The organism is Salegentibacter sp. (assembly GCF_041642575.1).
Taxonomy (GTDB): domain Bacteria; phylum Bacteroidota; class Bacteroidia; order Flavobacteriales; family Flavobacteriaceae; genus Salegentibacter.
In genome coordinates this window covers 1-26,391 of sequence record NZ_JBEPWD010000018.1, presented here as the reverse complement: position 1 = coordinate 26,391, position 26,391 = coordinate 1, and the positions used below count along the sequence as shown (strand labels likewise).

At 39.3% G+C, this 26,391-nt stretch carries 22 protein-coding genes and 1 tRNA gene; 12 read left to right on the top strand and 11 right to left on the bottom strand.

What is annotated here, in order from left to right:
* Positions 1-10: 10 nt before the first annotated feature.
* The 4 genes from mreC to rodA are packed head-to-tail and all read left to right on the top strand — an operon-like array spanning position 11 to position 4,441.
* Complete coding sequence (gene mreC, locus ACESK1_RS05125; protein ID WP_372918583.1) at positions 11-832, top strand: rod shape-determining protein MreC; 822 nt, start codon at positions 11-13, stop codon at positions 830-832.
* Positions 825-1,331, top strand: a complete 507-nt coding sequence (locus ACESK1_RS05120) for a rod shape-determining protein MreD (RefSeq protein WP_372918581.1) — start codon at positions 825-827, stop codon at positions 1,329-1,331. The genes mreC and ACESK1_RS05120 overlap by 8 nt, the downstream gene beginning before the upstream one ends.
* The gene (gene mrdA, locus ACESK1_RS05115) at positions 1,328-3,190 is read left to right on the top strand and encodes a penicillin-binding protein 2 (protein ID WP_372918579.1); all 1,863 of its coding nucleotides are present in this window, start codon (positions 1,328-1,330) and stop codon (positions 3,188-3,190) included. Before ACESK1_RS05120 ends, mrdA begins: the two co-directional genes overlap by 4 nt.
* Positions 3,191-4,441, top strand: coding sequence for a rod shape-determining protein RodA (gene rodA, locus ACESK1_RS05110; protein WP_372918577.1), 1,251 nt, complete (start codon positions 3,191-3,193; stop codon positions 4,439-4,441).
* A gap of 136 nt (positions 4,442-4,577) precedes the next feature.
* Here the strand turns inward: rodA and ACESK1_RS05105 are convergent, their stop codons facing one another.
* Positions 4,578-6,713 carry a carboxy terminal-processing peptidase gene (locus ACESK1_RS05105; RefSeq protein WP_372918574.1) on the bottom strand — a complete coding sequence of 712 codons (2,136 nt, stop codon included), beginning with the start codon at positions 6,711-6,713 and terminating at the stop codon, positions 4,578-4,580.
* A 146-nt stretch (positions 6,714-6,859) separates the two neighbouring features.
* Here ACESK1_RS05105 and surE point away from each other — a divergent pair, with 146 nt between their 5' ends.
* From surE to ACESK1_RS05080, 5 genes are read left to right on the top strand one after another with little or no spacing between them, the layout of a single operon-like run.
* On the top strand, positions 6,860-7,642 hold the full coding sequence (gene surE / locus ACESK1_RS05100) for a 5'/3'-nucleotidase SurE (protein ID WP_372918572.1): 783 nt from the start codon (positions 6,860-6,862) through the stop codon (positions 7,640-7,642).
* Entirely contained in the window at positions 7,635-7,916 is a 282-nt protein-coding gene (locus ACESK1_RS05095) for a hypothetical protein (RefSeq protein WP_372918569.1), read from the top strand. The genes surE and ACESK1_RS05095 overlap by 8 nt, the downstream gene beginning before the upstream one ends.
* Complete coding sequence (lpxB, locus tag ACESK1_RS05090) at positions 7,917-9,035, top strand: lipid-A-disaccharide synthase (protein ID WP_372918567.1); 1,119 nt, start codon at positions 7,917-7,919, stop codon at positions 9,033-9,035.
* Between the two features lies 1 nt (position 9,036).
* Positions 9,037-9,543, top strand: coding sequence for a C40 family peptidase (locus ACESK1_RS05085; protein WP_372918565.1), 507 nt, complete (start codon positions 9,037-9,039; stop codon positions 9,541-9,543).
* Positions 9,544-9,595: 52 nt separating this feature from the next.
* Positions 9,596-11,668 carry a ComEC/Rec2 family competence protein gene (locus ACESK1_RS05080; RefSeq protein WP_372918563.1) on the top strand — a complete coding sequence of 691 codons (2,073 nt, stop codon included), beginning with the start codon at positions 9,596-9,598 and terminating at the stop codon, positions 11,666-11,668.
* Here ACESK1_RS05080 and ACESK1_RS05075 read toward each other — a convergent pair whose 3' ends face one another.
* The 3 genes from ACESK1_RS05075 to ACESK1_RS05065 all read right to left on the bottom strand — a co-directional run bounded on the left by ACESK1_RS05075 (position 11,669) and on the right by ACESK1_RS05065 (position 16,057).
* A complete protein-coding gene (locus ACESK1_RS05075) occupies positions 11,669-12,205 on the bottom strand; it encodes a thioredoxin family protein (RefSeq protein WP_372918561.1) in 537 nt (178 codons plus the stop codon). It abuts the gene before it with no gap.
* 99 nt (positions 12,206-12,304) lie between these two features.
* On the bottom strand, positions 12,305-13,876 hold the full coding sequence (locus tag ACESK1_RS05070) for a peptide MFS transporter (protein ID WP_372918559.1): 1,572 nt from the start codon (positions 13,874-13,876) through the stop codon (positions 12,305-12,307).
* 15 nt (positions 13,877-13,891) lie between these two features.
* Positions 13,892-16,057 (bottom strand): S9 family peptidase, encoded by a 2,166-nt coding sequence (locus ACESK1_RS05065; protein WP_372918557.1) that lies wholly within the window; start codon positions 16,055-16,057, stop codon positions 13,892-13,894.
* A 190-nt stretch (positions 16,058-16,247) separates the two neighbouring features.
* Between ACESK1_RS05065 and ACESK1_RS05060 the strand changes: the two genes are divergently transcribed.
* Positions 16,248-17,567 carry a hydroxymethylglutaryl-CoA reductase, degradative gene (locus ACESK1_RS05060; RefSeq protein ID WP_372918555.1) on the top strand — a complete coding sequence of 440 codons (1,320 nt, stop codon included), beginning with the start codon at positions 16,248-16,250 and terminating at the stop codon, positions 17,565-17,567.
* Complete coding sequence (locus tag ACESK1_RS05055) at positions 17,564-18,481, top strand: GYDIA family GHMP kinase (RefSeq protein WP_372918553.1); 918 nt, start codon at positions 17,564-17,566, stop codon at positions 18,479-18,481. The genes ACESK1_RS05060 and ACESK1_RS05055 overlap by 4 nt, the downstream gene beginning before the upstream one ends.
* Positions 18,482-18,535: 54 nt before the next feature.
* Here the strand turns inward: ACESK1_RS05055 and ACESK1_RS05050 are convergent, their stop codons facing one another.
* The 7 genes from ACESK1_RS05050 to ACESK1_RS05020 all read right to left on the bottom strand — a co-directional run bounded on the left by ACESK1_RS05050 (position 18,536) and on the right by ACESK1_RS05020 (position 26,169).
* Complete coding sequence (locus ACESK1_RS05050) at positions 18,536-20,656, bottom strand: peptidylprolyl isomerase (protein ID WP_372918551.1); 2,121 nt, start codon at positions 20,654-20,656, stop codon at positions 18,536-18,538.
* Positions 20,657-20,751: 95 nt separating this feature from the next.
* Positions 20,752-22,041 (bottom strand): hemolysin family protein, encoded by a 1,290-nt coding sequence (locus ACESK1_RS05045; RefSeq protein ID WP_372918549.1) that lies wholly within the window; start codon positions 22,039-22,041, stop codon positions 20,752-20,754.
* A 5-nt stretch (positions 22,042-22,046) separates the two neighbouring features.
* Complete coding sequence (locus ACESK1_RS05040) at positions 22,047-22,238, bottom strand: hypothetical protein (protein WP_372918547.1); 192 nt, start codon at positions 22,236-22,238, stop codon at positions 22,047-22,049.
* Entirely contained in the window at positions 22,231-22,800 is a 570-nt protein-coding gene (gene lptC, locus ACESK1_RS05035) for an LPS export ABC transporter periplasmic protein LptC (protein WP_372918545.1), read from the bottom strand. The genes ACESK1_RS05040 and lptC overlap by 8 nt, the downstream gene beginning before the upstream one ends.
* Before the next feature lies 1 nt (position 22,801).
* Positions 22,802-24,175 carry a hypothetical protein gene (locus ACESK1_RS05030; protein ID WP_372918543.1) on the bottom strand — a complete coding sequence of 458 codons (1,374 nt, stop codon included), beginning with the start codon at positions 24,173-24,175 and terminating at the stop codon, positions 22,802-22,804.
* A gap of 18 nt (positions 24,176-24,193) precedes the next feature.
* Positions 24,194-25,441 (bottom strand): hypothetical protein, encoded by a 1,248-nt coding sequence (locus ACESK1_RS05025; RefSeq protein ID WP_372918541.1) that lies wholly within the window; start codon positions 25,439-25,441, stop codon positions 24,194-24,196.
* Positions 25,438-26,169, bottom strand: coding sequence for a type III pantothenate kinase (locus ACESK1_RS05020; RefSeq protein ID WP_372918539.1), 732 nt, complete (start codon positions 26,167-26,169; stop codon positions 25,438-25,440). Before ACESK1_RS05020 ends, ACESK1_RS05025 begins: the two co-directional genes overlap by 4 nt.
* Positions 26,170-26,274: 105 nt before the next feature.
* Here ACESK1_RS05020 and ACESK1_RS05015 point away from each other — a divergent pair.
* Positions 26,275-26,347 (top strand) — tRNA-Phe (locus ACESK1_RS05015).
* Positions 26,348-26,391 lie beyond the last annotated feature (44 nt).

Sequence of the window (26,391 nt, the reverse complement as noted above, 5' to 3'; positions counted from 1 at the left end):
AAACTATTTTATGCAGCAAATCTTTAATTTTCTTATCCGTAATAAGAATAATATTCTATTCTTATTTCTGCTGGCATTATCTGTGTTTTTTACGATCCAAACCCATTCCTTTCATAAAAGTAGGTTTATAAGTTCTGCCAACGCTGTAACCGGTGGGGTGTACTCCTGGACCAGCAATATCAAGAATTACTTGTATCTGGAAGAATACAACAAACGTCTTCTGGAGGAGAACAAAGAATTACGAAATATTCTCACGAACCTAAACGATACTATTTCAATAGAAAATTACACAGATAGCTCGACTTTTGAAGGCACCTATTATTTCAGGGCAGCCCAGGTTATCAATAATAATTTCTCAAAAGCAGACAATTATCTCACTATAAATCAAGGGGAAGATCACGGTATTCAACCCGAATTTGGGGTTGTAACCAGCAAAGGGGTTATCGGGATTGTTGACCGGGTTAACAACCGGTTTTCCCGTGTAATTTCCATTCTGCATACCGAGTCCAGGATAAACGCGCAGCTTAGCAAAACCAATCATTTTGGAAGTCTTATTTGGAATGGAAGAGATCCAAACCTCGTTCAGCTTATCGATGTACCACGACAAGCCCCGGTTATGAAAGGGGATACTATCATTACCGGTGGGCGCTCCCTGATTTTTCCCGAAGGCTTAAATATTGGAAGTATTGAAGATTTTGAACTGGACGAAAGCGGCAGCTATTACGAAATCGATGTGAGGCTTTTTAACGATATGACCAATATTGGTTTCGTGTATATTATCGAAAATGTAGACAGGGATCAAATTCTTTCTTTAGAAGAGGTAGATGAATAGCAGTATAATTTCAAATATTGTCCGGTTTGTTGGTTTGGTCCTGCTTCAGGTATTGGTCCTGAGCAATATCAACTTTTTGGGGTATATTAATCCTTACCTGTACGTGCTTTTTATTCTTTTGTATCCGTTTAACAGCAACCAGACCTTATTCCTTATTCTTTCATTCTTACTGGGATTGAGTATTGATATTTTTGAAGACAGTGGTGGTATTCACGCAGCTGCCTGTTTGATTGCAGCTTTCGTGCGACCAACCCTGCTCAGGTTCTCTTTTGGAGTAAGTTATGACCACCAGAATATCAAGCTTTCGGCTACTCCATTTGGAGCAAGATTAACATATATCTTCATAATGGTTCTCATTCATCATTTAGTCTTATTTTCTTTGGAAATGTTCAGCTTAACTCATATAATATTGATCTTGAAAAAGACGTTATTTTCAAGTATATTCACCGGGATTCTGGTGATCTTAAGCCTAAGCCTTTTCAGCAAGAAATATAGATGAGGAAATTACTTCTCTACATAATTATTTTAACTACCGGCCTTATTTTTTTGGCCCGTGTCTTTTATCTTCAGGTAATTGACACTTCCCTGGCATTACGATCGCAGGATAATGCCATAGAGATAAATTACGATTACCCACAGCGCGGTTATATCCACGACCGGAACGGAGAACTTATGGTATCCAACCAACCCTCCTACGATGTGATGGTAATCCCTCGTAATCTCAAACCTTTTGATACTTTGGAATTCTCCGAGATTCTGAACATCACTCCGGAAGAATTAGGTAAGAAGCTCGATAAAGCAAAGATCTATTCTCCGCTCCTACCTTCGGTGGTAATCCCTCAGCTCACAAAAAGTGAATACGCTTTTCTCCAGGAAAAAATGAGGAAGTATGAAGGATTTTATATTCAGAAACGTTCTTTAAGAGATTATCAGGTTGACCACAGCGCAAATGTACTAGGCTATATCGCACAGGTGAACAAACAAATTATCAAAGATAATCCCTATTATATTTCCGGTGACCTCATTGGTCGCAGTGGAGTAGAAATTGTCTATGAAGATTTATTAAGAGGAGTAAAGGGCGTGAAATATATTCAAAAGGATCGTTTTAACAGAGATATTGGCCCTTATAAAGATGGAATCTTCGACACCCTCCCGGAAAAAGGGAAGGATATAAATATTACTATTGATTCCAAATTACAGGAATACGGTGAAAAACTAATGCAGAACAAGCGTGGTGGAATTGTGGCGCTTGAACCCGCCACAGGAGAAATACTCGCTCTGGTAACAGCCCCAAGTTACGATCCGGCTATCCTGGTTGGACGAAAAAGATCTCCAAATTACACAAGACTTTATTACGATTCTATCGCCCGCCCTTTATACGATCGCGGACTTTTAGCGGAATACCCTCCGGGATCTCCTTTTAAGACACTCACCGGTTTAATCGCATTACAGGAAGGTGTGGTAGGCATTGATGATAAATTCCATTGTAACAACGGATATTCCTACGGAAGAGGTAGTAGAATGGGATGTCATGCTCACTCCAGCCCTTTAAATCTTATTCCCGGAGTTGCCCAATCCTGCAATGCATATTTTGCCCAGGTTTATAGAAAAACTATTGAAAAATTCCCTACTCCGCAGGAAGGAATGGATGTATGGAGCAAACATTTAGAAAGTTTTGGTTTAGGCCAGTTTATGGGTAATGATTTAAGCACCGGGAGACGGGGAAAAATTCCAAATGCTGAATACTACAATTCTATTTATCCGAACCATAACTGGTACTCAACTGCCACTATATCGAACGCCATTGGACAGGGAGAGGTACTGATGACCCCTATTCAATTAGCCAATATGACCGCCACAATCGCCAATCGCGGTTGGTATTATACCCCACACATTTTAAAGGAAATTGAAGGTGATCCAATTAAGGAAGAACGATTTACCGAAAAAAATCACACCACAATAGAACCAAGACATTTTGAGCCGGTTATAGAAGGAATGCATGATGTTTACAGAAACGGAACTGCCAGCACGCTTCGAATTCCCGATATTGAAATAGCAGGGAAAACCGGTACGGCAGAGAATTTTATCAAAATAGATGGAGAAAGAGTTCAGCTAACCGATCATTCGATATTTGTTGCTTTTGCTCCTGTAGATAATCCACAAATAGCAATCGCAGTCTTTGTTGAAAATGGCTATTGGGGAAGTCGGTACGCAGGACGTATTGCCAGTTTAATGGTAGAAAAATATATAAAAGGAGAAATTACCCGAACCGATATGGAAACCTGGATTCTCGAAAACAGCCTTGAAGATGAATATGCCAAACCGCTAAGTGGCGAACCTTTTATAATAAACCGATAAATGGCCAAAAGCATTACAGGTTACGACTGGATTACAATTCTTATTTTTCTGCTCCTGGTTGTCTTTGGGTGGGCAAATATTTATTCAGCATCTCTGGGTGTAAACATGGGAACCTTTTTTGATCTAAACCAGGTATACGGCAGGCAGGGTTTATGGATTTTACTTAGTTTTATTCTGGTCATAGTAGTCCTCTCCATCGAACCCAAATTTTATCAGCGATTCTCGAGCGTTATTTATATAATTAGTCTCATTAGTCTTGCAGGACTATTTGTTTTTGGTAAAACCATTGCGGGGCAAACCGCTTGGTACGTAATGGGCCCGGTTAGCCTTCAACCGGCGGAGTTTGCTAAGGCCGCCACGGCTCTGGCAGTGGCCAAATATGTAAGTGGTATTCAGGTAAATTTAAATGAATTTGAGCATCAGCTTAAGGTTTTTGTTATCATAAGTTTGCCTGTTTTCCTGGTTATGATGCAACCTGATGCAGGAAGCGCTATGGTTTATTTTGCTTTTATTTTTCCTCTTTACAGGGAAGGTTTACATTTCGCATATCTCTTACTTGGATTTTTCGCAGCAATCCTTTTTGTTGCTACCCTGGCTTTTGGCATTCCATGGGTTATCGGAGGTATTGTAGCCATCGGGATTTTAATGTTCTTAAAAAACCGAAAGAAAAGGCCTAATATCCTCAAATATATCTTTTTGATGGTAGTAGCTGCCGGCTTTTCCCTTTCAGTTAATTATGTATTCGAAAATGTTTTTAAACAGCATCACCGGGACCGGTTCAATATTGTATTGGGAAAAGAAGTAGATGCCAAAGGAATTGGTTATAACACCAACCAAAGTGAGATCGCTATAGGAAGTGGTGGCTGGCTTGGGAAAGGATGGACAGAGGGCACCCAAACCAAAGGACATTTTGTTCCCGAACAACATACAGATTACATCTTCAGCACTGTTGGAGAAGAATGGGGATTTTTGGGAAGCAGCTTTGTTATAATCCTGTTTATAATGCTTTTAATCAGATTGCTTTATCTTGCTGAGCGGCAACGCTCGCAGTTCAACCGGGTATATGGTTATAGTGTAATCGGAATTATTTTTATGCATTTTCTGGTCAATATCGGGATGGTAATAGGGGTATTCCCTACTGTAGGAATTCCTCTGCCCTTTTTTAGCTATGGTGGTTCAGGACTTTGGGCTTTCACCATTCTCTTATTCATCTTTATAAAACTGGATGCAGAAAGGATCTCTTACAATTAATTACAGCGTTCAGCCAGAAGCAACAGAGCCGCTACAAATAAAATTATAACCGGATAGATATATTTACGTTTCATTATTTTCACAAATTAAAAATGCCCCGGAAATCCGGAGCATTTTTTTATGGTTCAGCCTTAGATTAATCGTTAATCCTGGCCACTTTATTTCTTCTCATTTTATCTACTTTAAGGTCAGAAAGCACATTAAGGGCTTCCTCTACATAGATATCCTTACTTAAATTGGTATGCCAGCGCTCTCTTTTTTCTCTTAAAATAGTGTCATTTGTAAAAAGCTCCTCCTCAAAAGGAAGTGAAGTATAAGTGAGATCTGTTGCATATTCTTTTAAAGAATCAAAACGTTTAGCAACTCGCTTACTCTCCTCTGCATCCATACTGTATTCGGTAAAATTAAGGGAATGAACATTATTATCACTTTGTTCCTTAATCCATTTCGCGTTTTCTTCTATAAGCTTTAACTGCTCATTTTCACGCATTCGTTCCTTGCTGTTTTCTATAGTTTCCTCAAGATTTGCATAGCCATCCCAAACATCATAATCTGCAGGATCTATCTTATCCCAGGGTAGTGGGTTTTCCATATCTTTTTCACCAATATCAACAAAACTGTAACGGTCCGGAACTACAACATCGCTTTTAACCCCTTCTAATTGGGTAGAACCACCATTCACTCTATAGAATTTCTGTGTAGTCAATTTAAGCGCTCCCATATCTCCGTAATCACTGTTTCTTAACCAACGGTTAAGATCTATAACATTTTGAACAGTTCCTTTTCCGTAGGTCTGTTTACTTCCAATAATTACAGCACGTTTATAATCCTGCATAGCAGCTGCGAGGATTTCTGAAGCTGATGCCGAAAGTTCGTTCACTAAAATAACCAGAGGTCCATCCCATAATACAGACGGATCTTTATCCTTTAGTATCTCCTGTTTTTGTCCGCTCGATTTCACCTGAACAATGGGTCCTTTTTCTATAAATAATCCGGCAATATCCACAACGGTCTTCAGGGAACCACCACCATTATTTCTAAGATCTAATACCAGACCTTCCATACCTTCTTTCTTAAGACGGGAGATATCTTTTTCAATATCAGAAGCAGCATTTCTTTCGGAATAATTCTCCATATCGAAATAGAACTTAGGCAAGTTGATCACCCCAAAATTCTTTCCATCTTTCTTAACCATTGAAGTCTTGGCGTAAGTTTCCTCGATTTCCACTACATCCCTGGTTAGAGTCACATTCTCTATGGTACCCATCAATTTTTTTCTAACCGTCAAGGTTACCTTGGAATCCTTTGGCCCTTTGATAAGTTGAACAGCGTCATCCAGGCGCATTCCAACGATGCTTACTGCCTCATCTTCATCTTCCTGTTTCACCTTTAAGATAACGTCTCCTTCACTCAATTCATCACTTCTCCAGGCAGGACCGCCGGAGATAACTTCCATAATGGTAATATTGTCACTCTTTTTCTGAAGTCGGGCACCAATACCTTCCAGTTTTCCAGACATAGCCATATCGAACCTGTCTTTATCCTGGGGAGCGAAATAGAAAGTATGCGGATCGAATTCTTCTACGATCGCATTTATGTATACTGAAAAATAATCTTCTCGCTCCAGATCATCGGTAAAATCGTAATACTCCTCAAGGGAACTTAGGGTTACTTCCCGGGATTCCTTTTCGAGCTCTTCATCAGATTTTATAGTATATTCAGGATCATTCTCCTTCTTTTGCTTTTCCTCTTCTTTTTTATCATGGAAAGTGATTAGGGTAGAAAATTTCAATTGCTTTCTCCATCTCTCTTTCATTTCCTCTTCAGAATCTACATATTCCATTTCCTCAAAACTCGTATTGAGTTCTTCCTCCTTACTGAAATCAAAAGGAGATTCTAAAATTTCCCTGTAAATTTCCTGAGACTCTTTAGAGCGTTGCATTAAACGTTGATAGGTAAGATCAAAGAAGCTTATATCTTTATTCTTGATGTAGTCATCAATTAGTTCTTCGTGCTCGCTGAATTCCTCAATATCCTCGGCATAGAAAAAGCGCTTGGATCCATCAAGGTTTCGCAGGTAGTCTTTATACACTCCCTGTGAAAATTCATCATTCACATCTTTAGCATCATAATGCCCCTGGTTAAGTACATAAGTAATAAGGTCTATTAAAACTTTATCTTTATCAGGGTCATCAAAACTTTTCGTCGTAAAACTACATGAAGCTACTGCCATTAAAAGCAGTACTACAAGAATTCTTGGGTTCCTTTTCATAAATCGCATAAATTTCATCATAATGGCTTACCAAAATACATTAAAAACTGTGCCAAGACACGGTACAGACACTAATAATTTGTTAAACTACTAAGATAGGCTTTCCTTAGGAAATTACTATTTTAGCCTTATTAATTTTACAATGCATGGATAAAGAAAAACCATTGATCCTGGTTACCAATGACGATGGAATTACAGCCCCCGGAATCAGGGCCTTAATCGAGGTCATGAAGGAACTTGGAGATGTCATAGTAGTGGCTCCCGATAGTCCCCAAAGCGGAATGGGACATGCCATAACTATTAGTGACACCCTTTTTTGCGAACCGGTAACCATCAAAGAAAATTACAAGCATAAAGAATACAGTTGCTCTGGAACTCCGGCCGATTGTGTAAAGATCGCAACGCAGGAAATTCTACATCGCAAGCCCGATCTTTGTGTAAGTGGGATAAATCATGGTTCCAATTCATCTATAAATGTAATTTACTCCGGCACTATGAGCGCCGCGGTAGAGGCAGGCATTGAAGGGATTCCGGCAATAGGATTTTCTCTGCTGGATTATTCTCTAACTGCCGATTTCGAGCCCTCTAAGAAATTTGTAAAAGCTGTTACCCGAAAAGTTTTAAAACACGGTCTCCCAAAAGGAGTTGTGCTGAATGTAAACCTGCCAAAACTTCCGGGCACAGAAATTAAAGGCATAAAGGTTTGCCGACAGGCCAATGCGCACTGGGAAGAAGAATTTGATAAAAGGACCAATCCACAGGGTCGGGATTATTACTGGCTTAGCGGAAGATTCGTAAACAAGGATAAAGGTGAAGATACCGATGAATGGGCCCTTGCCAACGGGTTTGTTTCGGTAGTACCGGTTCAGTTCGACCTTACCGCGCATCATTTTATGGACGATCTAAATAACTGGGAACTTAATGATTAAACAGAATATTTTTATTGGATTTCTTGTGGGCCTGGCCTTTAACATTGGCGGCATCCTACTCTATATCCTTATTTTTTCAGAAAATGATGTAGATACCACTATTCATGATGCGATCATTCACGATTATATTGGCAAGATCATAGCTCTGGGAGCAATCCTGAATTTTTTGCCATTTTTTGTATTTCTAAAAAAGAAGCAGCATTATCATGCCAGGGGTGTTCTACTGGCGACTATTGTCGCGGCGGTAGCAATCGCAATTTCTAAAATATTTTAAATGAAATATTACCTCATTGCCGGCGAAGCATCGGGCGATCTCCACGCCTCCAACCTGATGAAAGCTCTGAAAGAAAAGGATCCTAATGCGGAATTCCGATTTTGGGGTGGCGATCTTATGCAGGAGCAAGGGGGGGAACTGGTAAAACATTACCGGGAGCTGGCATTTATGGGTTTTGCTGAAGTGATAGCCAATTTAAAAACTATTCTGCGTAACATTAAGTTCTGTAAAGAAGACATTAGTAAATTCCAACCGGATGTTATCATCTTAGTGGATTATCCCGGTTTTAATATGCGGATTGCAAAATGGGCGAAAGAAGAAGATTTCAGAACGCATTACTATATTTCTCCCCAAATATGGGCATGGAAGGAAAATCGGATTAAAGCAATCAAGAGGGATATCGACCAGATGTATGTTATCCTTCCTTTTGAAAAACAATTTTACGAAGAAAAACACAATTTCCCGGTTCACTTTGTAGGTCATCCCCTAATTGATGCGATCGCTGATCAGAATCTTGTAGATGCTAAAAAGTTTAAGAAAGAACACGACCTGAATGACAAACCGATAATCGCACTTCTTCCCGGAAGCCGAAAGCAGGAAATCACCAAGATGTTGGAAATCATGTTAAGCATAACCGTTGATTTTCCCGATTACCAGTTTATTATCGCCGGTGCTCCAAGTCAGGACAAAGACTTTTATAAGAGTTTTATAAAGAAAAATCAGGTTAAACTGGTAATGAACAAGACCTATGAGATACTAAGCCTGTCTCATGCCGCGTTAGTAACATCTGGAACGGCAACTTTGGAAACAGCTCTTTTTAAAGTTCCGGAAGTGGTTTGTTACAAAGGGAGCTTCATTTCTTATCATATCGCCAAACAGATTGTGAACCTTGATTATATATCCCTGGTGAATTTAATTATGGAACGTGAGGTTGTTACGGAATTAATTCAGCGGAAATTCAACAAGAATTCTCTGAAAAGCGAACTTACCAAAATTCTTGAAGATGACCAAAGAACAAAGATTTATGAGGATTACTACCTGCTGGAACAGAAATTAGGCGGAAAGGGCGCAAGCAAAAAGACCGCTGAATTAATTTTCGATACAATCAATAAAAGCTAAAATGCAATTTCGGCTAAAGTTCATCTTAATTTTAATCCCGGGAATTCTCCTGACTTCCTGTGGCGCTTCGCGTTCCAAAGTAATTACGACCAAAACCGAAAATAACACCCGAATCGAACCAGCCAACAAGCAGGTGCATAATATTATTTCACATGCAATAGAATTTGAAGGGACCCGGTACAAATACGGTGGTACTACGAAAAAGGGTATGGATTGCTCAGGCCTTATCTACACCTCTTTCCTGAAGGAAGACATCCCTATGCCCCGGACCTCACGAGATCTTTCGCTCAAGGGGCGCAGACTTTATCTAAAAGAAGTTTCTCCTGGAGATCTTCTTTTCTTCGAAACCAATAAAAAGAGACCGGTGATCAATCACGTTGGCCTGGTGGTTGAAGTAGATAACGAGATCAAATTCATTCATTCTTCAACTTCCCGGGGCGTAATTATCTCTTCTCTTGAGGAAAACTACTGGAAGAGTAATTTTGTGATGGCCCGTCGCGTTTTATAAAATTTTCCTATCTTAACTCTTCCTTGCCTCGAATCGCTATATAAAACAGGCGATGCGATTTCTGAATTTTACATTTATAAAACTAAGTCTTAGCTTTCTTCCGGGAATTTTAGCAGGGTTTCTCCTGAATATCCCTTTACAGATTCTACTAAGCGTAATTGGAGGTTTATTTCTATTTTTTCTGTTTTTTTATTTTCGGGCAAGAAGGCAGCTTTTTCCGGATATTTACTTCGGAATTCTTGTTTTTATAACCACCTTCAGCCTCGGAATTTTAACTGCAAGCCTTCATAAACCCGGTAATAATCCGAAGCATTACCTTAATGCTGAAATTTCTGTAGAAAATACCCTACTTCAGGCTCGCATCGCTGAAAAATTAAAACCCACCGCCTATAACAATCGTTACTTAATTAAAGCTGAAGCTTTCAGAATAAATGATAGAAGTGCCGTCGCGAAAGGAAAGCTATTGCTTAGTGTCGGAATAGACTCAGAAGAATTCCAGGTAGGCGATGTGGTCCTACTCCCCTACGAGAAAGCATCAGATATAAATTCTCCGCTTAATCCCTATCAGTTTGACTATAGAAATTATATGGAAAAACAGGCGGTGCTAAAACAGCTGAGGCTTAATTCAGAAGAGATCCTGAAGATTAGTGAGAATTCTTCTCCAACAAGTTTCGCTGAAAATTTAAGAGAGCAAATCATTCAAAAATTAAGGGTTGCCAGTTTTTCAGAAGAAGAACTGAGCATAATTCAAGCTCTCCTTTTGGGGCAGCGACGGGATATTTCCAGAAAGATCTATGATCAATATGCGGCAGCCGGGGCGGTTCATATTCTTGCGGTTTCAGGCCTGCATGTGGGAATCATTCTTCTGATCCTGAATTTTCTGTTAAAACCACTGGAAGGCATAAAAAACGGAAGATTTATTAAAACCATGCTTTTATTAGGTCTCATGTGGGGATTCGCACTGCTGGCAGGTCTATCACCATCAGTAGTTCGGGCTGTAAGTATGTTCTCCTTTGTGGCTATTGGGATGCAGCTTAAACGCAAAAGCAGTGTCATGAACAGTCTGTTTGTTTCGCTTTTTGTTTTATTATTAGTTAACCCATATTTTATTTTCCAGGTGGGTTTTCAGCTAAGTTATCTGGCAGTTTTTAGCATTGTCGCTTTTCAGCCTTTTCTATACCAATTATTAAGACCTAAATTTAAACCAATAAGATACATGTGGGGTTTACTGACAGTTAGTATTGCAGCACAACTCGGAGTTCTACCACTAAGTCTGTTCTATTTTCATCAATTTCCTGCCTTGTTCTTTTTATCCAACCTGGTTATCCTCCCTGTGCTTGGAATTATTCTTGGTTTAGGAATTTTGGTGATTCTGCTTAGCCTACTCAATTCATTACCCCATCTTTTGGTTGAATCTTATGGTACTCTAATAAGTTATATGAATGGATTTGTGGGTTGGGTGGCGGTTCAGGAAGAATTTTTATTCCAGGACATTTCATTTTCAACATGGCAAACACTTTCAGGATATTTCATAATTTTAAGTTTGTTTTTTCTCCTCTATCAGAAAAACTACAGGAACCTGGTTTTGCTATTTATTGGAATCATAAGTTTTCAATTAAGCAATATATATGAGAGGCAGAAGAGCTTTTCTGAAGAACTCATTATCTTCCATAAAAACCGAAATAATCTCGTGGGTTTGTATCAATACGGGAATTTGCAGGTGTACCATAACCCCGATAGTCTTCCTTCCGCAGAAAACATATTAAGAGATTTTAAAACCGGGAAAATACTCACAAAGATCAATACAGATACGATTGGGAACATCTTTAAATTTCAGAATAAGAACTTAATGGTTATAGACAGTGCAGGGGTTTATGAGATTCCTTCTCTTAAACCAGACCTTCTATTAATCACCCATTCTCCAAAGGTCAACCTGGAGAGAATACTTCAGGAATTGAAACCCCGGGAAGTGATTGCTGACGGGAGTAACTACCATAGTTTCGTGGAGCGATGGAAAGCAACCTGTCTAAAACAAAAAGTCCCTTTCCACCACACAGGGGAAAAGGGAGCTTTCCGCATTTCTACAAAACCAAGGGCTTTATATCAACTAACACTTAAACTTTAACTAAAAAGTGCCTTCAAAGTTTTCCTGATATTCAGCAAAAGCTTTTTTTGTTGTCATTTTTTTATAATCATTGGTCCCGAAAAGTTTCAAATAGATCTCCAATTGTTGTGGAGTTCGGTAACCGGTAATTGGTGCTATTAAATTTGCTTCTTCATCAAAAAATACAAGGGTAGGATAACCTCTCACCCCTAAAGCTGCGGTAAATTGGTGGGTGGTGTTTCGTCCTTTCTTTTTGGGATCAAAATTAGGGTTAGAAAATTTCTTATCATTAAAATTAATTTCTTCGTCTCCTTCAGCATTGAATTTTACCGCATAGTAATTTTCATTCACGTACTCAATAACATCTTCATTAGTAAAAGTATTCCTATCCAGCATTTTACATGGACCACACCAGGTGGTATAGGCATCCATAAAGATTTTTTTAGGTTCCTCTTTTTGAGCTTCCAGGGCTTCGTTCATGCTCATCCAATTAATCTCCTGAGCCTGAAGGAGGCCAGTCGCAAAAAACAATAAGATTAGCGTAGTGATTTTATGCATACATAAATATTTTAGGCCTTAGTCGAAACTCAACATTATCCTAACAAAAAACGTTCCTCAAATTTAAGGAACGCTTTTCTGATTATAAAAACTTTTAACTTAATGCTTCTTCTCAGTATCGGCAATTTCGTACGGTTCCTGTTCAAGCATTTCATGTTCTTCATCTTCAACACCATGAGTAAGACGCTTTAACGGTTTCAGCATAATTAGCACTATTACCGCAAAGGTTACCGTAAATATGGTAATCCCTGAAAAGATTGCAAGATCTCCCGCTTCAGAAGCAAATTCTCCCAGGATTCCCGCTACTTTATTTCCAAGTCCGGTAGCTGCAAAATAAACTCCCATCATTAGAGATGCATATTTTATAGGTGCCAACTTGGTAATAAAAGACAGTGCAACCGGGGAAGAACTTAATTCTCCAATTGTATGGAAGAGATAAGCAAGTACTAACCAGTACATCGCAGAAGATTCATTAGCTTCGAACTGCACAGCAGCGGCAGCCATGAATACAAAACCTAATCCCATAATTATAACCCCAACTGCCATCTTAAAGATAGAGGAGGCCTCTTTACTTTTTAATTTACGTTTAGCCCAGAAATTAGCCACTAACACTCCAAACGCAATTATGAATAAAGCGTTTAAAGACTGAAACCACGATGCAGGTACTTCATTTCCTATACCAGGTAGTGAAAATGGAAGCGCTCTGTCGGTTTTATCAAGGGCATAAATATTCATTAGTCCTCCCGCCTGCTCGAAAGCACCCCAGAAAACAATAACCAGAATAAAAGACAATAGCATGACTACATATCGATCTTTCATTACCTGTGTGGTCAAATCCTTATAAACCATGAGCATCATTGCAGTAACAAGAGTGAGGAAGATAAATAACAATCCATAAGCCCAGGATTCGAATACCAACACATATATGGAAACGATCATTAATACTGCGGTAACAACCAACTGAAGTGGTGATTGGAACAAATCTGAGAAAAGTCCGGAAAGGGAAGCTCCTTCATCTCTTTCGGCTTGAGATAAGAGGTTACCAACATTTACAAGATACTTTTGTCCCCATAGATAAACAAGCAATCCAAGAGCCATAGCAATTCCAGCGAGACCGAAGCCATAATGCCAGCCAATCTGCTCTCCAACATATCCAACGATCAAACTTGAAAGGAACGCTCCCAGGTTAATTCCTATATAGAAAATTGTAAATCCTTTATCTCTTCTAATATCTCCAGGCTTGTAAAGACCTCCAACCATTGTGGATATATTGGGTTTAAGCATCCCTACTCCGGCAATGATAAGGCCCAAACCGGTATAGAATGCCCACATTTCTTCAACTGCAAGAATAGTGTGTCCCGCAACCAGAATCACTCCACCCCAGAGGACGGTTTTTTTCTGTCCAAGAAGTTTATCAGCAATTATACCTCCTGGAATTGAAACGATATAAACAAGCATGGTATACCAACCGTAGAGTGCAAGGGCTTCTCCCTGGGTCCAGCCAAGGCCGGCATTACCACCGGTAGTTGCACTTACCAGATATAAAACCAGGATGGCACGCATACCGTAATAGGAAAACCGCTCCCACATTTCAGTAAAAAACAGGATATAAAGCCCCATTGGATGTCCAAAGAGTTCCTTTTGAGGCGCTGGTGTTGTAGTAGTAGCCATTAACTTAGATTTGGTTTAAAGATTTTCAGTAATAAAATTGGTCATTTTAGTATAAAGGTGAAGCCTGGTATTCCCACCGTAAATTCCATGATTTTTATCAGGATAGATCGCCCAGTCAAATTGCTTGTTCGCCTGGATAAGCGCTTCTACCATTCTCATTGTATTCTGAAGATGCACGTTATCATCTCCTCCCCCATGAATCAATAAATAATCACCTTTTAGTTTTTCCACATGATTAATCGGAGAATTTTCATCATAACCCGACGGATTCTCCTGCGGAGTAGTCATGTATCTTTCTGTATAGATTGTATCGTAAAACCTCCAGCTGGTTACCGGAGCAACAGCGATAGCCAATGAAAACACATCATTGCCTTTTAAAATAGCGTTTGAAGACATAAATCCACCGTAGCTCCAGCCCCAAATCCCAATACGATCTTCATCGATATATTCTCTGTCACCTAAAACTCTGGCAGCCTCAATCTGGTCTTCCAACTCATATTTCCCAAGTTCTTTTTGAGTGACTTTTTTGAAATCGGCTCCTTTCAAGCCTGTGCCCCTTCCATCAACTGTTGCAATGATATAACCTTTATCTGCCAGAAGCTGATACCAGTAATCATTGGTTCCAAAGTAAGAATTGGATACAGATTGTGATCCCGGCCCTGAATACTGGAACATCAATAATGGATATTCTTTATCGGCATCAAAATTTGATGGTTTGATCATCCACATATTGAGTTCGTTCCCGTTTACTTCAATAGTACTTAGTTCTTTTGGAGAAAAATTATAAGGCTTTTCTTTTTCAACTAAGGCCGAATTATCCTTGATCTCTCTTACCAGTTTGCCGTTTTTGGCATTATGAAGACTGTATTCGTACGGAGTCTCTGTGTTGGTAAATGAATTGATGAAATAGGTGTAATCTGCACTGAAATCGGCGCTGTTCATCCCGGTTCTATCGGTTAAACGAGTTTTCCCTTTTCCGTTTGGTTTTATCGAGTAAACATCGCGGTTTACGCTTCCGTTCTCAGTACTCTGGTAAAAGATCCTGTTAGACTTTTTATCGTATCCGTAGTAATTTGTTACTTCCCATTCTCCTGAAGTTACTTGGTTTTCAAGTTCGCCGTCTTCATCATAAAGATAAATATGGTTCCATCCGTCCTTTTCACTAGTCCAGATAAAATCATTGTCTTCCAGAAAAGTCAGGTTATCGGTTATATCAACATAAGCATCGTCTGTTTCAGTCATCACCACCTCAGCTTCATTATCTTCAGCATCAACAAAGATCAGATCCAGTTTATTCTGGTGCCTGTTCAACACCTGCAAGCTTAAGATCTCAGGGTCCTGGGTCCACTTTATACGTGGAATATAGAAATCTTCATAATCTCCCAATTCAACATCTTCTGTTTCTTCGGAAGCAAGCTCATACAAATGAAGGCTCACCTCAGAATTGGTCTCACCCGCCTTAGGGTATTTAAATACTTCCTGTCTTGGATACAGATCTTCCCCAAAGATATCCATGGAGAATTCAGGAACATCTTCTTCATCGAAACGTAAAAATGCGATTCTGTCTCCATTTTTGTTCCATTGAAAAGCTTTTACAAAAGCAAATTCTTCTTCGTAAACCCAATCTGTAATCCCGTTAATGATCTTATTCTTCTCCCCATCGGAAGTTACTCTGGTTTCTTCCCCTGAACTGATATCAAAAATGTAGATATCGTTTTCAAATACATAAGCTACCTTAGATGCATCAGGTGAAAAAGTGGGCTCCTGAACTTTCTTATCAGAAAGTTTTGTGAGGCTACCAGCAGCAGTATTGTAGATATAATAAACTCCACGAGAAGATCTTCTGTAGATCTGCTCCACTTCGGTAGAAAGCAATATTTTACTTTCGTCATCGCTTAATTCAAAGCCCTGGAAAGAAGAGATTTGATCCAGGTTTGCTGAAGAAACAAGACTACGGGATTTTTCGCCGCTTTTATAGTCATAGACATCTATGCTGGCGACACCATTTTCTCGGTTTAAAACCACATATTCCTTACCGTTATTCAGTGATTGGAGAGATTGTAAACGTTCCTGGCTAAAAGTACCATCCCAGATCTCCTCCTGGGTAATTTGTTTATCTTGTGCATAAACAACTGAGGATGCAGTTACTAACAACCCCAGAACAATATTCGTAAATTTCATATTTTTATGATATGGGTATCAATGCCCAAGTTTACTAAAATTTCAGCAAAATATGTTAATTAATAATGTTAAATACTAAGGATTTGTTAAAGAAAATGTACTGGATTTTCCTGGGGAATTCTCGATTTCTCTTTTACCAAAATCTTAGCCGAAGCTTTGTATCTTTGCCCTTCGAAAATTGAATAATAATATGATCCCACCTATTAGCGGTTTTTCTAAATTAACCAAAAAGGAGAAAATAGACTGGTTAGCCGAAACCTATCTTAAAGATCAGCCGGAAGATGTGCGTATTCTCAGACAATATTGGAATGAAGACTCACACTTGCAACAGCTCCATGATGAATTTACCGAAAACACCCTGTCCAATTTCTATCTACCGTTTGGCCTTGCTCCTAACTTTCTGATTAACGACGAACTTCTCGCCTTACCCATGGCAATTGAAGAAAGTTCCGTAATCGCAGCGGCAAGTAAAGCAGCAAAATTCTGGAGAACTCGTGGCGGCTTCAAAGCTGAAGTGATTGACACTCAAAAGATCGGGCAGGTTCATTTCACTTATCCGGGCGACTCAGGAAAACTCACCAATTTTTTTGAATACGTAAAACCCAAAATGATAGAAGCGGTTAAGCCCATCACGAAAAATATGGAAAAACGCGGGGGCGGCATCTTAAATATTGAACTCAAAGATAAAACTGAAAGCCTGAACAACTACTTTCAGTTACACTGCACCTTTGACACCCAGGATTCGATGGGGGCTAATTTCATCAATTCCTGCCTGGAAAAGTTCGCTGATGTTTTCCAGGACGAGGCCAAAGAATTTGAAGCTTTTTCCAATGAGGAAAAGCAGATTGAGATCATCATGAGCATTCTTTCCAATTACGTACCTCACTGTTTGGTAAGGGCCGAAGTTTCCTGCCCGGTGGAAGAACTTTCGGAGGATGACCAAATGAGCGGACAGGAATTTGCGGAAAAGTTCCTCCAGGCCATAAAGATTGCAGAAGTGGAACCTTACCGCGCGGTGACTCATAATAAAGGGATAATGAACGGCATTGATGCTGTCGTTTTAGCCACAGGAAATGATTTCAGAGCAGTGGAAGCCGGGATACACGCATACGCATCAAAAAGCGGGAATTACACAAGTCTTTCCCACGCTAAAGTAGAAGACGGATTATTTATTTTCTCGATGGAGATACCATTAGCTCTAGGAACTGTTGGCGGACTAACAAGCCTGCATCCATTGGTTAAACTGGCACTTGACATCCTCCAGCAGCCTTCAGCAAAGAAATTAATGAAGATTGTCGCAGTTGCCGGGCTGGCACAAAATTTCGCTGCGGTACGCTCGCTCACTACTACGGGAATCCAGCAGGGACACATGAAAATGCACCTTATGAACATTTTAAATCAGCAAAATGCAACCCGGGAAGAAAAACTCACTTTGACAGATTACTTTAAACACCACACCGTAACCCACAGTAGTGTAATTGAGCAGCTCGAAAAATTGCGTTTACAATGAAAACATTTTACAGCCACGGAAAATTATTAATTACCGGAGAATACGCGGTGCTCGATGGGGCTAAAGCTCTGGCTATACCCACCAAATACGGTCAGGAAATGCAGGTTGAAACCACAGATAAACATGGAATTTCATGGACAAGCCTTGACGAAAGAGGTGAGGCCTGGTTTGAAGGCAATTTTATTCTGAAAGAAAATAATTTCATTCCTAAAGAAGATAAAACGAATGATCCAACAGCTTCGAGGCTTCTGGAAATACTTAATGCCGCCAAAGATTTAAATAATAGATTCTTTTCAGAAGAACAGGGTTATAAAATAACCACAAAGCTTGAATTTAACCGAAACTGGGGTTTAGGCAGCTCCTCTACTTTGATAAATAATATCGCAAGCTGGCTTAATATCGATGCCTTTAGACTACTTGAAAAGACATTTGGAGGCAGTGGTTATGATATTGCTGCAGCACAGCAGGATTCAGCGTTTACTTATCAATTAAATCAGGGCCAGGCATCGGTATTAAACAGTCATTTTGAACCCGATTTTAAAGACAGGCTCTTTTTTGTTTTTCTGAACCAGAAACAAAACAGCCGGGAGGCTATTGCTCATTACCGCAACCAGCCCCGTGAAAACATAAATATTCTCACAGAAAAAATTTCAGGTCTGACCGAACAATTTCTCAAATGTGAAAACCTTGAAGAATTTCAGCTTTTAATAGAACTACACGAAACTCTGATCTCAAAAGCGGTAAACCTACCCAAAATAAAAACCAGGCTGTTTCCCGATTTTAGCGGAAGCCTTAAAAGCCTTGGAGGCTGGGGCGGTGACTTTATTCTTGCTACTGGCGGGCAGGAAGCTCAGCAATACTTCAGAAAAAAAGGATATAATACCATAATTCCATTCAGTAAAATGATCCTATAAAAAAAACGCCTCCTTAATCAAAAGGAAGCGTTTTTTATGGTTTGAAATCTTATTCTAATAGAACTTGGCTCTGTTATCTTCAATATCAGCCTTTTTCTTTAGGGCTTCAAAAGCACGTTCTGCAGCTTCGGCGCGACGTTGAGCCGTTTCCTGATCTGCAAGATTCTTATAAGAATCCATTTCGGGAGCTTCATTTCTGTTAAGCAATTCCACTACATAAACACCTTTGTCTCCGGTAATAGGCTTGCTAACCTGGCCAGTCTCCATTCCGAAAGCCGTACCTACCACAGCAGGTTCCCTTCCGGCTCCAGGAAGCGTTGGGTTATCAAGATTCACAGCATTTGCTGACTGTACGCTGGAATTTTGGTTTGAAGCAATCTCTTCCAGGCTACTTCCGCTCATCTTTTCTTTAATGATCTCAGCTTTTTTCTTTTTTGTAAGAATCGGGATTACCTCTGATGAAGCATTCTCGGCACTCATTAGCCCTGCATCTCTTTTAGCCGTAACCTGAGCTACAACATACCCCTGAGAAGTATCGAATCTCTTAACATCTCCAACATCAGCATCATCTTCAAAAGCCCACTGAACAATTCTTCTTTGGTTACCCAGACCTGGAATATTCTCCTCGAGAGCCTTCACATCTCTAACGGTTCTAACATCGATATTCTCGTTTTCGGCTACTTTGGCAAAATCTCCCTCGCGAGCAGCAATTTCGAAAGTTGTAGCCTCATTAAACAGGTTATTCCTTGAACGCTCAGAAGCTTCGATTTCACGTGCAAGAGTTGCAATTTTCACAGCTCTTTCTTTGTCACTCTGCTCTTCTATATGAATAACATGGTAACCAAAATCGGTCTCTATTACGTCTATATCACCTTCGTTGTTTTCAAAAACATAAGAATCAAATTCCGGCACCATATCTCCGGGTCCAAAATATCCCAGATCCCCGCCTTCAGCTTTGTTTGATTCATCAGAAGAAAATTCAACAGCAAGATTTGCGAATTGAGATTTATCTCTTCGCACAACATCAGCAATACTATCGGCTAACTGCTCAGCCTCTTCCTTGCTTCTGGTTACATTTGGTGCAAACTGCAAGCCCTGGTATGAAACAAGAATATGACTTGCCTTGGCTGAATCTGCAATTTGTCTTGCATCTACGACCTTACTGATCTTAAAATATCCATCGTGCTCATAAGGACCAAAGCTTTCTCCAACTTCAAGGTTGAAAAGCTCATCCCGAAAATCAGAAGGAAGTTGATTTTTGAAGAAATATCTATCCTCATAAGGCAAATCTGAATTAGCGTCAACGAAGCTTTCGTAATCATCGGTTTCATTAAAACCAGGTAAAGTATCATTTGATTGAGAAGCAGAATTATATTCTACCCTGCTTTCCAATAAAGCAGTAAGAGATTCTTTCGCTTCATTGCGATCTTCTTCTGAAGCTTCTTCTTCAAAGAAAACATACTGGATGTTTCTTGATGCTTCAGTTTCAAATTTCGCCGGATTCTTTTTAATATAATCTCTTATCTCATCCTTACTTACATCTACCTCATCGTCTGAAACTGATGTATAAGGAATTTGCACAAAATTCATATCTATATTATCGTTTTCAAAACGATAAGCTTGTTTTGCTTCTGTTAAGGTTGCACCAACTCCCGCTGCGACCATTGAAAAATAAATGTTTTCACGAGCAGAACTTCCAAGGCTGTTTTCAAAATCCAACCACTGTTGATATGCTTCGGGAGAAGTAGCCTTCATTGTGGCAACATATTCCCTTAACCTGTTTTCATCAAACACACCAGCTTCATTAACGAAATTTGGGTTGTTCCCCATCTGAGCCCTCATCATTTGCTTAATCTGAGATTGCTCAGCTCTCACTCCTAGTTCTTCGAGTTCTTCATCGATGATGATCTCCCGAAGTTTATTTTCCCAAACCTGGTTTACTGCCTGGGATGTGCTCGCATTTGCTCCGCTATTACGCTGGAAATTTTCAACATTTCGGGCAAATTCTTCCCTGTCTATTTCTTCTCCATTTACGGTTGCGATTACATTTTGAGATTTAGCGGAAGAAAAACCTCCGTTACGTATCACGTCGGCTAAAACGAAAGAAAATAGCGCCAAAGCAATGATAATGATCAAGAAAACAGAACGCTGTCTGATTTTATTTAATACTGCCATTTGTAGTTATTATTTACTGGAATATAGTGGGCGAAAATAACGTTTTTAACCTAATTATAAAACTTATAATTAGCTAAATATTAACGAAACCTCAATTAATCGGCGGGTTTGATTTTTAACTCAACCAATTCTATTTTGGTATTGGAAACTTCTTTGATCTCAAACTGAAAGTTTTCAATAGTAACAAGCTCGCCCTGCTGGGGGATCTCCTGGGTATAATTCACTATAAAGCCTCCCAGGGTTTCATAGTTTTCACCTTCAGGAATATTAAATTTATAAGCTTCATTAAGGTAATCCACCTCCAACCGGGCAGAAAATAAATAATGTTCCTCGTCGAGACGCTCCTCAATAAAGACCGGTGAATCGTGTTCGTCTTCTATTTCTCCAAAAAGTTCTTCCACGATATCTTCAACGGTAATCATCCCGCTGGTGCCGCCATATTCATCTATGACCACTGCAATACTTTTGCCTTTTTTTATAAGGATATTCAGCACGTCTTTCACCCACATGGTTTCAGGAACAAATACTACGGGTAAAAGGATAGATTTCAAGGATTTTGGCCTTTTGAAAAGTTCAAAACTATGAATGTAACCTATAATATCGTCTATAGTCTCATTGTAAACCAGGATCTTTGATAATCCGGTTTCAGTGAAAGTTTCAATTAGATCTCTTGGTGCCTGGCCTTTATCCACAGCAACTATTTCGGTTCTGGGGATCATAACCTCACGGGCTTTGATATCAGAAAACTCAAGGGCATTCTGAAAGATCTGAATTTCGGTGTCCATAACTTCATTGTCTTCAACTGTTTCCATCTGTTCATTGATGAAATTACCTAATTCCACTTTACTAAATGCCAGCTGTACCTCATCTCCTTCAGTCTTAAAGAATTTTTTCAGCACAAAATCTGATATCCAGATTATAAAATCAGAAATAAAAGAAAAGATGAAATAAAAAAAGTAAGCCGGAGCCGCGAAGAACTTCAGCATAGAATTAGCATAGATCTGAAAAAAGACCTTGGGAAGAAATTCAGCGGTAAAGAGAATGACTAATGTCGAAATAATTGTTTGAGTAAGCAGGCTTAGATCGGTAATAAGATATTGAACAAACCCGCTTTCAACCGGCTGAAGACCGGTAAGCCAACTCATTATGAGATCACCCATAAAGAAACCGTAAACAACCAGGGCAATGTTATTACCAACCAACATGGTAGCAATAAATTTTGATGGTTTTTTAGTTAATCTCTTTAAAACATTTGCCAAAAAATCGTTTTGGCGTTTTTCAATTTCAATATATATCTTGTTGGAAGAGACGTAAGCAATTTCCATCCCAGAAAAAAAAGCTGAAAAGATCAGGGAAAGAACAATTATTATTATCTCGGTTTGCATTGGAGTTATTTGTTGCGCTCCTCAAACTTCCGCCTGAAACGTCTTTTGAAGAAGAACATAAAAATGGAAATAACCACAAAAAAGATAAAAAGATAGGCTCTTCCGGGCTCGGAATCCCATATCCTGATGCTCTCGAAAAGAAAAAATGCACCTATTACCAGGTAAGCATATTCAAAAAACTTATAATATTTACTCATCTTCTTTGTCTTCTATAATTTGAACCCCTACGTTAGTTCTGGACCGAAAATTACCGAAATTTTGATTAGAATCAAAACCCTCCCCCTCATTTAAAGCTCCATTAGGAAAGCGAATTTTATTTGGTCTATCTGTAAATACCCAGCTCTGGTTTTGATCCCAATAAAGTTGACTAGCCTCTAACCGAGTACTGTCGCTGGTATAAATTACAACACTATCCTGCAGATCTATAAGGCCTGTTTTCTCGTAGATCACCCCATAATTTGCACTCACCGTACTACTTTTATTTTCCGGATCAAAGAATTCTACTTCAAGACCATCAGGAAATTCACGGTAAGGAAAATTTTTATTGGTAAAATCCAGCATTCTTGGGCTTTTAAGAGTCGCCACCAGCCGGCCGGAATCGGTGTATTTTAAATTTAGGTTGAGGGCTTCAGCCTGGGGGGCATTTCCCTCAAGATCAAGTGCTCTTATCTCATTTAAATTACCCTGACATGAAAAAAGCATTGTCACGCCTATTAGCGTGACAATGCCTGAAATTATTTGATTATATGTAATCTTCATTTTACAAGTTAGGGATGCGAACTGTCTCGCCTATCCAGCAACCAATCTGTATTGCCTCTCCCGCACTTCTTCCTTCCTGAAAGACATCAGATTTTTGCGGTGCTCTTCCCATATAACTGCTTGCAGCTTGATTTGCGTTACTAGCGATAGAAGGATCTACACTTGCAGCTCTTCTTGCATAATCTGCAGCAGCCCAGTATACAGCTCTTTTTTCGAAAGTAGTGTTCCCACAGTCATTAGCACTGTTGGCATACATATTTGCAATTTGCAGATAAGCACTACCTAAAGAAGGTCTTGCATCTAAAGCTCTTCTATAATAAGTTCTGGCCTGAGAAAAGCTACCTCTGTCCTTGTAATTATTAGCAATTCTGTAATAAATTCTGGATTTAGCATTATTGTCATCTTCCAGCTCAGCTGCTTCATTATAGTATTCAAGCGCCTTTGAACGATCTCCATTTGCTTCAGCTAATTGCCCTAAAGAAAAGGCAGATTTTGCAGAAGGTTCCAGTTTATGAAGTGCTTCAGAAACTTTTACAAATAATGGGTCTTCAGTACAATCCTTAGCAGAAAGACGCGCATTGGCATTTTTCAACCAGTCAACATCTGTTTTCTTTTCCTCAAAATCTTTAGTATAAAGAGGGATAAGGTTATCACAATCTGCTCTTTGTCCTAATTTACCATTAATAGCATTCTTAACCTGGTTGTAAGCTTTAAGATTGATTTCTGAATTCTTCACAAGAGTTTTCTCTTTTGCAGTAAGCGTTTCGGCTTGTTCCTGCTTTTCTAAAAGAGGAGCCAGTCTTTCGGCAAGTTCGTTTTCTTCACTCTCTACTTTAGCGATAACTTCATCATACTTAGCAAAAACATCTTCAAGAGAGCGATCTCCTGCATCCTGCATATCTACAAGAAGTGAAAAATAAGCATAGATACCTTTGGGGCTAGTGAAGTTATCAGGATCTTCTGTGAAAGCTCTATCAAAAGCCTCATATTGCTCTTCTTTATCGCCTATTTTATAGTCGAATCTTAGCTGAGCTATATCTCCGTAGATTTTTCCTTTAGAAGATTTTTCCGGAAACAGCTCTAATCGCTCTTCCCAAAGCTCGATTAATTCTTCGATGTATTCTTTCTGCTCTTCACCCTCAGAATTATCTATTTTATACTTAAGAGCCCTCTCTCCATACTGGAAAGTAGCCAGGCTATATTTTGGACATTCCTTTCTCACCTTCATTAAAGGTTCGTAAGCTGCCTCGTAATCTTTTGCTTTCGCATCGTCATAGGCTAATGCTGCCATAGTAGCACAATCATTAGACTGTGCGCTAACTACACCTGAACCTATAACGGCTCCAAATACTAATGCTATTAATTTAGTTTTCATTTTCTTGAGTTATTGCGGTTAATCAAATTTTCTTCTTTCAAACCATTTTCTTGCTTCAGTTAGAGAGAACCCTACCGAAACTTTAAAAATATCCTCTTTTACCAGTCCTGAATCAGTTGTACCGCGCTGTCCATACTCAAATCCAAGGTTTATATTAGAGAATCCTGGTCCTACAGGTAAGCCTAATCCAAAAGTGATGCCAAACTCATCGATGTCCTCGTTATTGAGGCTCAGTCCGGTTTCTTCGTAGCGGAATCCACCTCTAATCACAACTCTTTTAAAATAGCTTGTCAAGGAGTTGTATTGGGGAATGAAATAACCACCAAACCTGTATTGTGAGGCTTCATTATATACTGCGGTTTCATTTACAGTATTAAAACGGTCCAGATAGGCGTTACGGCCTGTTTTAATATATTCACCACCAAAAAACCATTTATTAGGTCGACCAAGACCGGCACCAATAGTAATTTGTTCTGCAAGATTATATTCTGAGTCCGCTACCTCGAGATCCCTCACTTCAACCGGCACTTCGCCGTTTTGGGTAAAGGCAATGGTAGCCACTTCTCTTTGATTTTCTGAAGTAAGTGTAGCTTCCGGAGAATAGGTAGCTGACGCATGAAGCTTCAGCCTGTCTGAGATCATTGTCTGAAAATCGGCTCCAAAATTGAAACTCAAACCTCTAAGGTCAGAGCGGCTTATATCGCGACTTCCCAACTGAATCTGGTCTCTTACGAGGGTTCTTCTATTCTGAAAATTTCCGAAGTTATAACGGGCGTCTACCCCAATACTAAAACTTTCACTTATTTCATATCCACCCGAAAGGTATACCCGGTTAAGTCCACCACGCCCCTGCAATCTGCTGGCAACATCGTCCTGGACATCCAGTATTCGATAACCAACAGAAGTTTGAGGAATAAGTCCGAAACCAAAGCCAAATTTTCCTACCGGTATCCCTAATGCCAGATAATCCAGGGAAGTGATTTTCGCGTTATCGCTTCCGGAATCTGATTTTAGATTGCTTTGTTCATGACTTCCTGCCAGGGAATATGTAGTACGTTTTAAACGGCCATAGCCGGCAGGATTACTAAGATTAAGGTGAATACTATCCGAAAACACACTTAAACCACCCATAGATCGGTTTTCTATGGTCCCCTTGAATTTTGTTAAACCAATTCCATAATATGAATAGGGAGATGAGATATTTTCCTGTGCCGTGGCGAATGCAGTAGTTAAAAAAGCTACGATTACTATAAATCGTTTAATCATTGAGTCTTGTTAAATTCTAAAATGTAGTTTAAACCCTCAAACAGAAAATTAGGGTTGGCAAATATGCTATTTTTTAATTGCTTTGACAAAAATAGCATATCCCCACCTGTTAAAATAATTGTTAAATCTTTATTTTCAGATTTATACATATTTATAAATCCATCTATTTCAAAAAGCACTCCGTTTACGGCACCCGAATTCATGGCTTTTTGGGTAGAATTACCGGTAATATCTGGGTTTTCAACTGGGTTGAATAAGGGTAAATTCCCTGTATATTCATGCATAGCTCTAAACCTCATCTCTAGTCCCGGAGAAATTGCCCCACCAAGATATTCTTCTTCCGTATTTTTAAAATCGTAGGTTATACAACTCCCAGCATCTATTACAAGTACATTTTTTCCGGGATAATTTTTTACCGCAGCGGCGATAAGTGCGATCCTGTCCTTTCCCAATGTTGTGGGCGTGGCATAATGATTTGTAAAAGGTTGACCGATATCCATCGTTAAAATTAGAAGTTCGCTTCGTTTCTGAAGCAAATCTTCTTCCCGTTCGGTGTTTTTGACTACCGAGGAAAGGACAGATTTTTCGATATGAGGAAAGGATTTAAAAATTTCTTCAGTTTTCTGAAAAAATTCTTCGCGGGGAAATGCAATTTTATACTGAAGGCTACCATTTTGGAAAACAGCCATTTTCACCAAAGTATTGCCTACATCTACAACTAAATTCACTGGTTTTCTTTTAAAGAAGCTAAATTACAAAAGCATTTTTTTAAATTTTCCTTTGTGGGTTAATAAAAATGAAATTATATTTGCAACCGCTTTAAACAAGCAACTGGTGCCTTAGCTCAGTTGGTAGAGCAAAGGACTGAAAATCCTTGTGTCCCTGGTTCGATTCCTGGAGGCACCACCTCAGAAACCCCGACTTATAGTTGGGGTTTTTTGGTTTAAGGC

Coding starts and splice junctions, on each gene's coding strand:
- mreC (WP_372918583.1), top strand. CDS start 11: ATGCAGCAAATCTTTAATTTTCTTATCCGTAATAAGAATAATATTCTA.
- ACESK1_RS05120 (WP_372918581.1), top strand. CDS start 825: ATGAATAGCAGTATAATTTCAAATATTGTCCGGTTTGTTGGTTTGGTC.
- mrdA (WP_372918579.1), top strand. CDS start 1,328: ATGAGGAAATTACTTCTCTACATAATTATTTTAACTACCGGCCTTATT.
- rodA (WP_372918577.1), top strand. CDS start 3,191: ATGGCCAAAAGCATTACAGGTTACGACTGGATTACAATTCTTATTTTT.
- ACESK1_RS05105 (WP_372918574.1), bottom strand. CDS start 6,713: ATGAAAAGGAACCCAAGAATTCTTGTAGTACTGCTTTTAATGGCAGTA.
- surE (WP_372918572.1), top strand. CDS start 6,860: ATGGATAAAGAAAAACCATTGATCCTGGTTACCAATGACGATGGAATT.
- ACESK1_RS05095 (WP_372918569.1), top strand. CDS start 7,635: ATGATTAAACAGAATATTTTTATTGGATTTCTTGTGGGCCTGGCCTTT.
- lpxB (WP_372918567.1), top strand. CDS start 7,917: ATGAAATATTACCTCATTGCCGGCGAAGCATCGGGCGATCTCCACGCC.
- ACESK1_RS05085 (WP_372918565.1), top strand. CDS start 9,037: ATGCAATTTCGGCTAAAGTTCATCTTAATTTTAATCCCGGGAATTCTC.
- ACESK1_RS05080 (WP_372918563.1), top strand. CDS start 9,596: ATGCGATTTCTGAATTTTACATTTATAAAACTAAGTCTTAGCTTTCTT.
- ACESK1_RS05075 (WP_372918561.1), bottom strand. CDS start 12,205: ATGCATAAAATCACTACGCTAATCTTATTGTTTTTTGCGACTGGCCTC.
- ACESK1_RS05070 (WP_372918559.1), bottom strand. CDS start 13,876: ATGGCTACTACTACAACACCAGCGCCTCAAAAGGAACTCTTTGGACAT.
- ACESK1_RS05065 (WP_372918557.1), bottom strand. CDS start 16,057: ATGAAATTTACGAATATTGTTCTGGGGTTGTTAGTAACTGCATCCTCA.
- ACESK1_RS05060 (WP_372918555.1), top strand. CDS start 16,248: ATGATCCCACCTATTAGCGGTTTTTCTAAATTAACCAAAAAGGAGAAA.
- ACESK1_RS05055 (WP_372918553.1), top strand. CDS start 17,564: ATGAAAACATTTTACAGCCACGGAAAATTATTAATTACCGGAGAATAC.
- ACESK1_RS05050 (WP_372918551.1), bottom strand. CDS start 20,656: ATGGCAGTATTAAATAAAATCAGACAGCGTTCTGTTTTCTTGATCATT.
- ACESK1_RS05045 (WP_372918549.1), bottom strand. CDS start 22,041: ATGCAAACCGAGATAATAATAATTGTTCTTTCCCTGATCTTTTCAGCT.
- ACESK1_RS05040 (WP_372918547.1), bottom strand. CDS start 22,238: ATGAGTAAATATTATAAGTTTTTTGAATATGCTTACCTGGTAATAGGT.
- lptC (WP_372918545.1), bottom strand. CDS start 22,800: ATGAAGATTACATATAATCAAATAATTTCAGGCATTGTCACGCTAATA.
- ACESK1_RS05030 (WP_372918543.1), bottom strand. CDS start 24,175: ATGAAAACTAAATTAATAGCATTAGTATTTGGAGCCGTTATAGGTTCA.
- ACESK1_RS05025 (WP_372918541.1), bottom strand. CDS start 25,441: ATGATTAAACGATTTATAGTAATCGTAGCTTTTTTAACTACTGCATTC.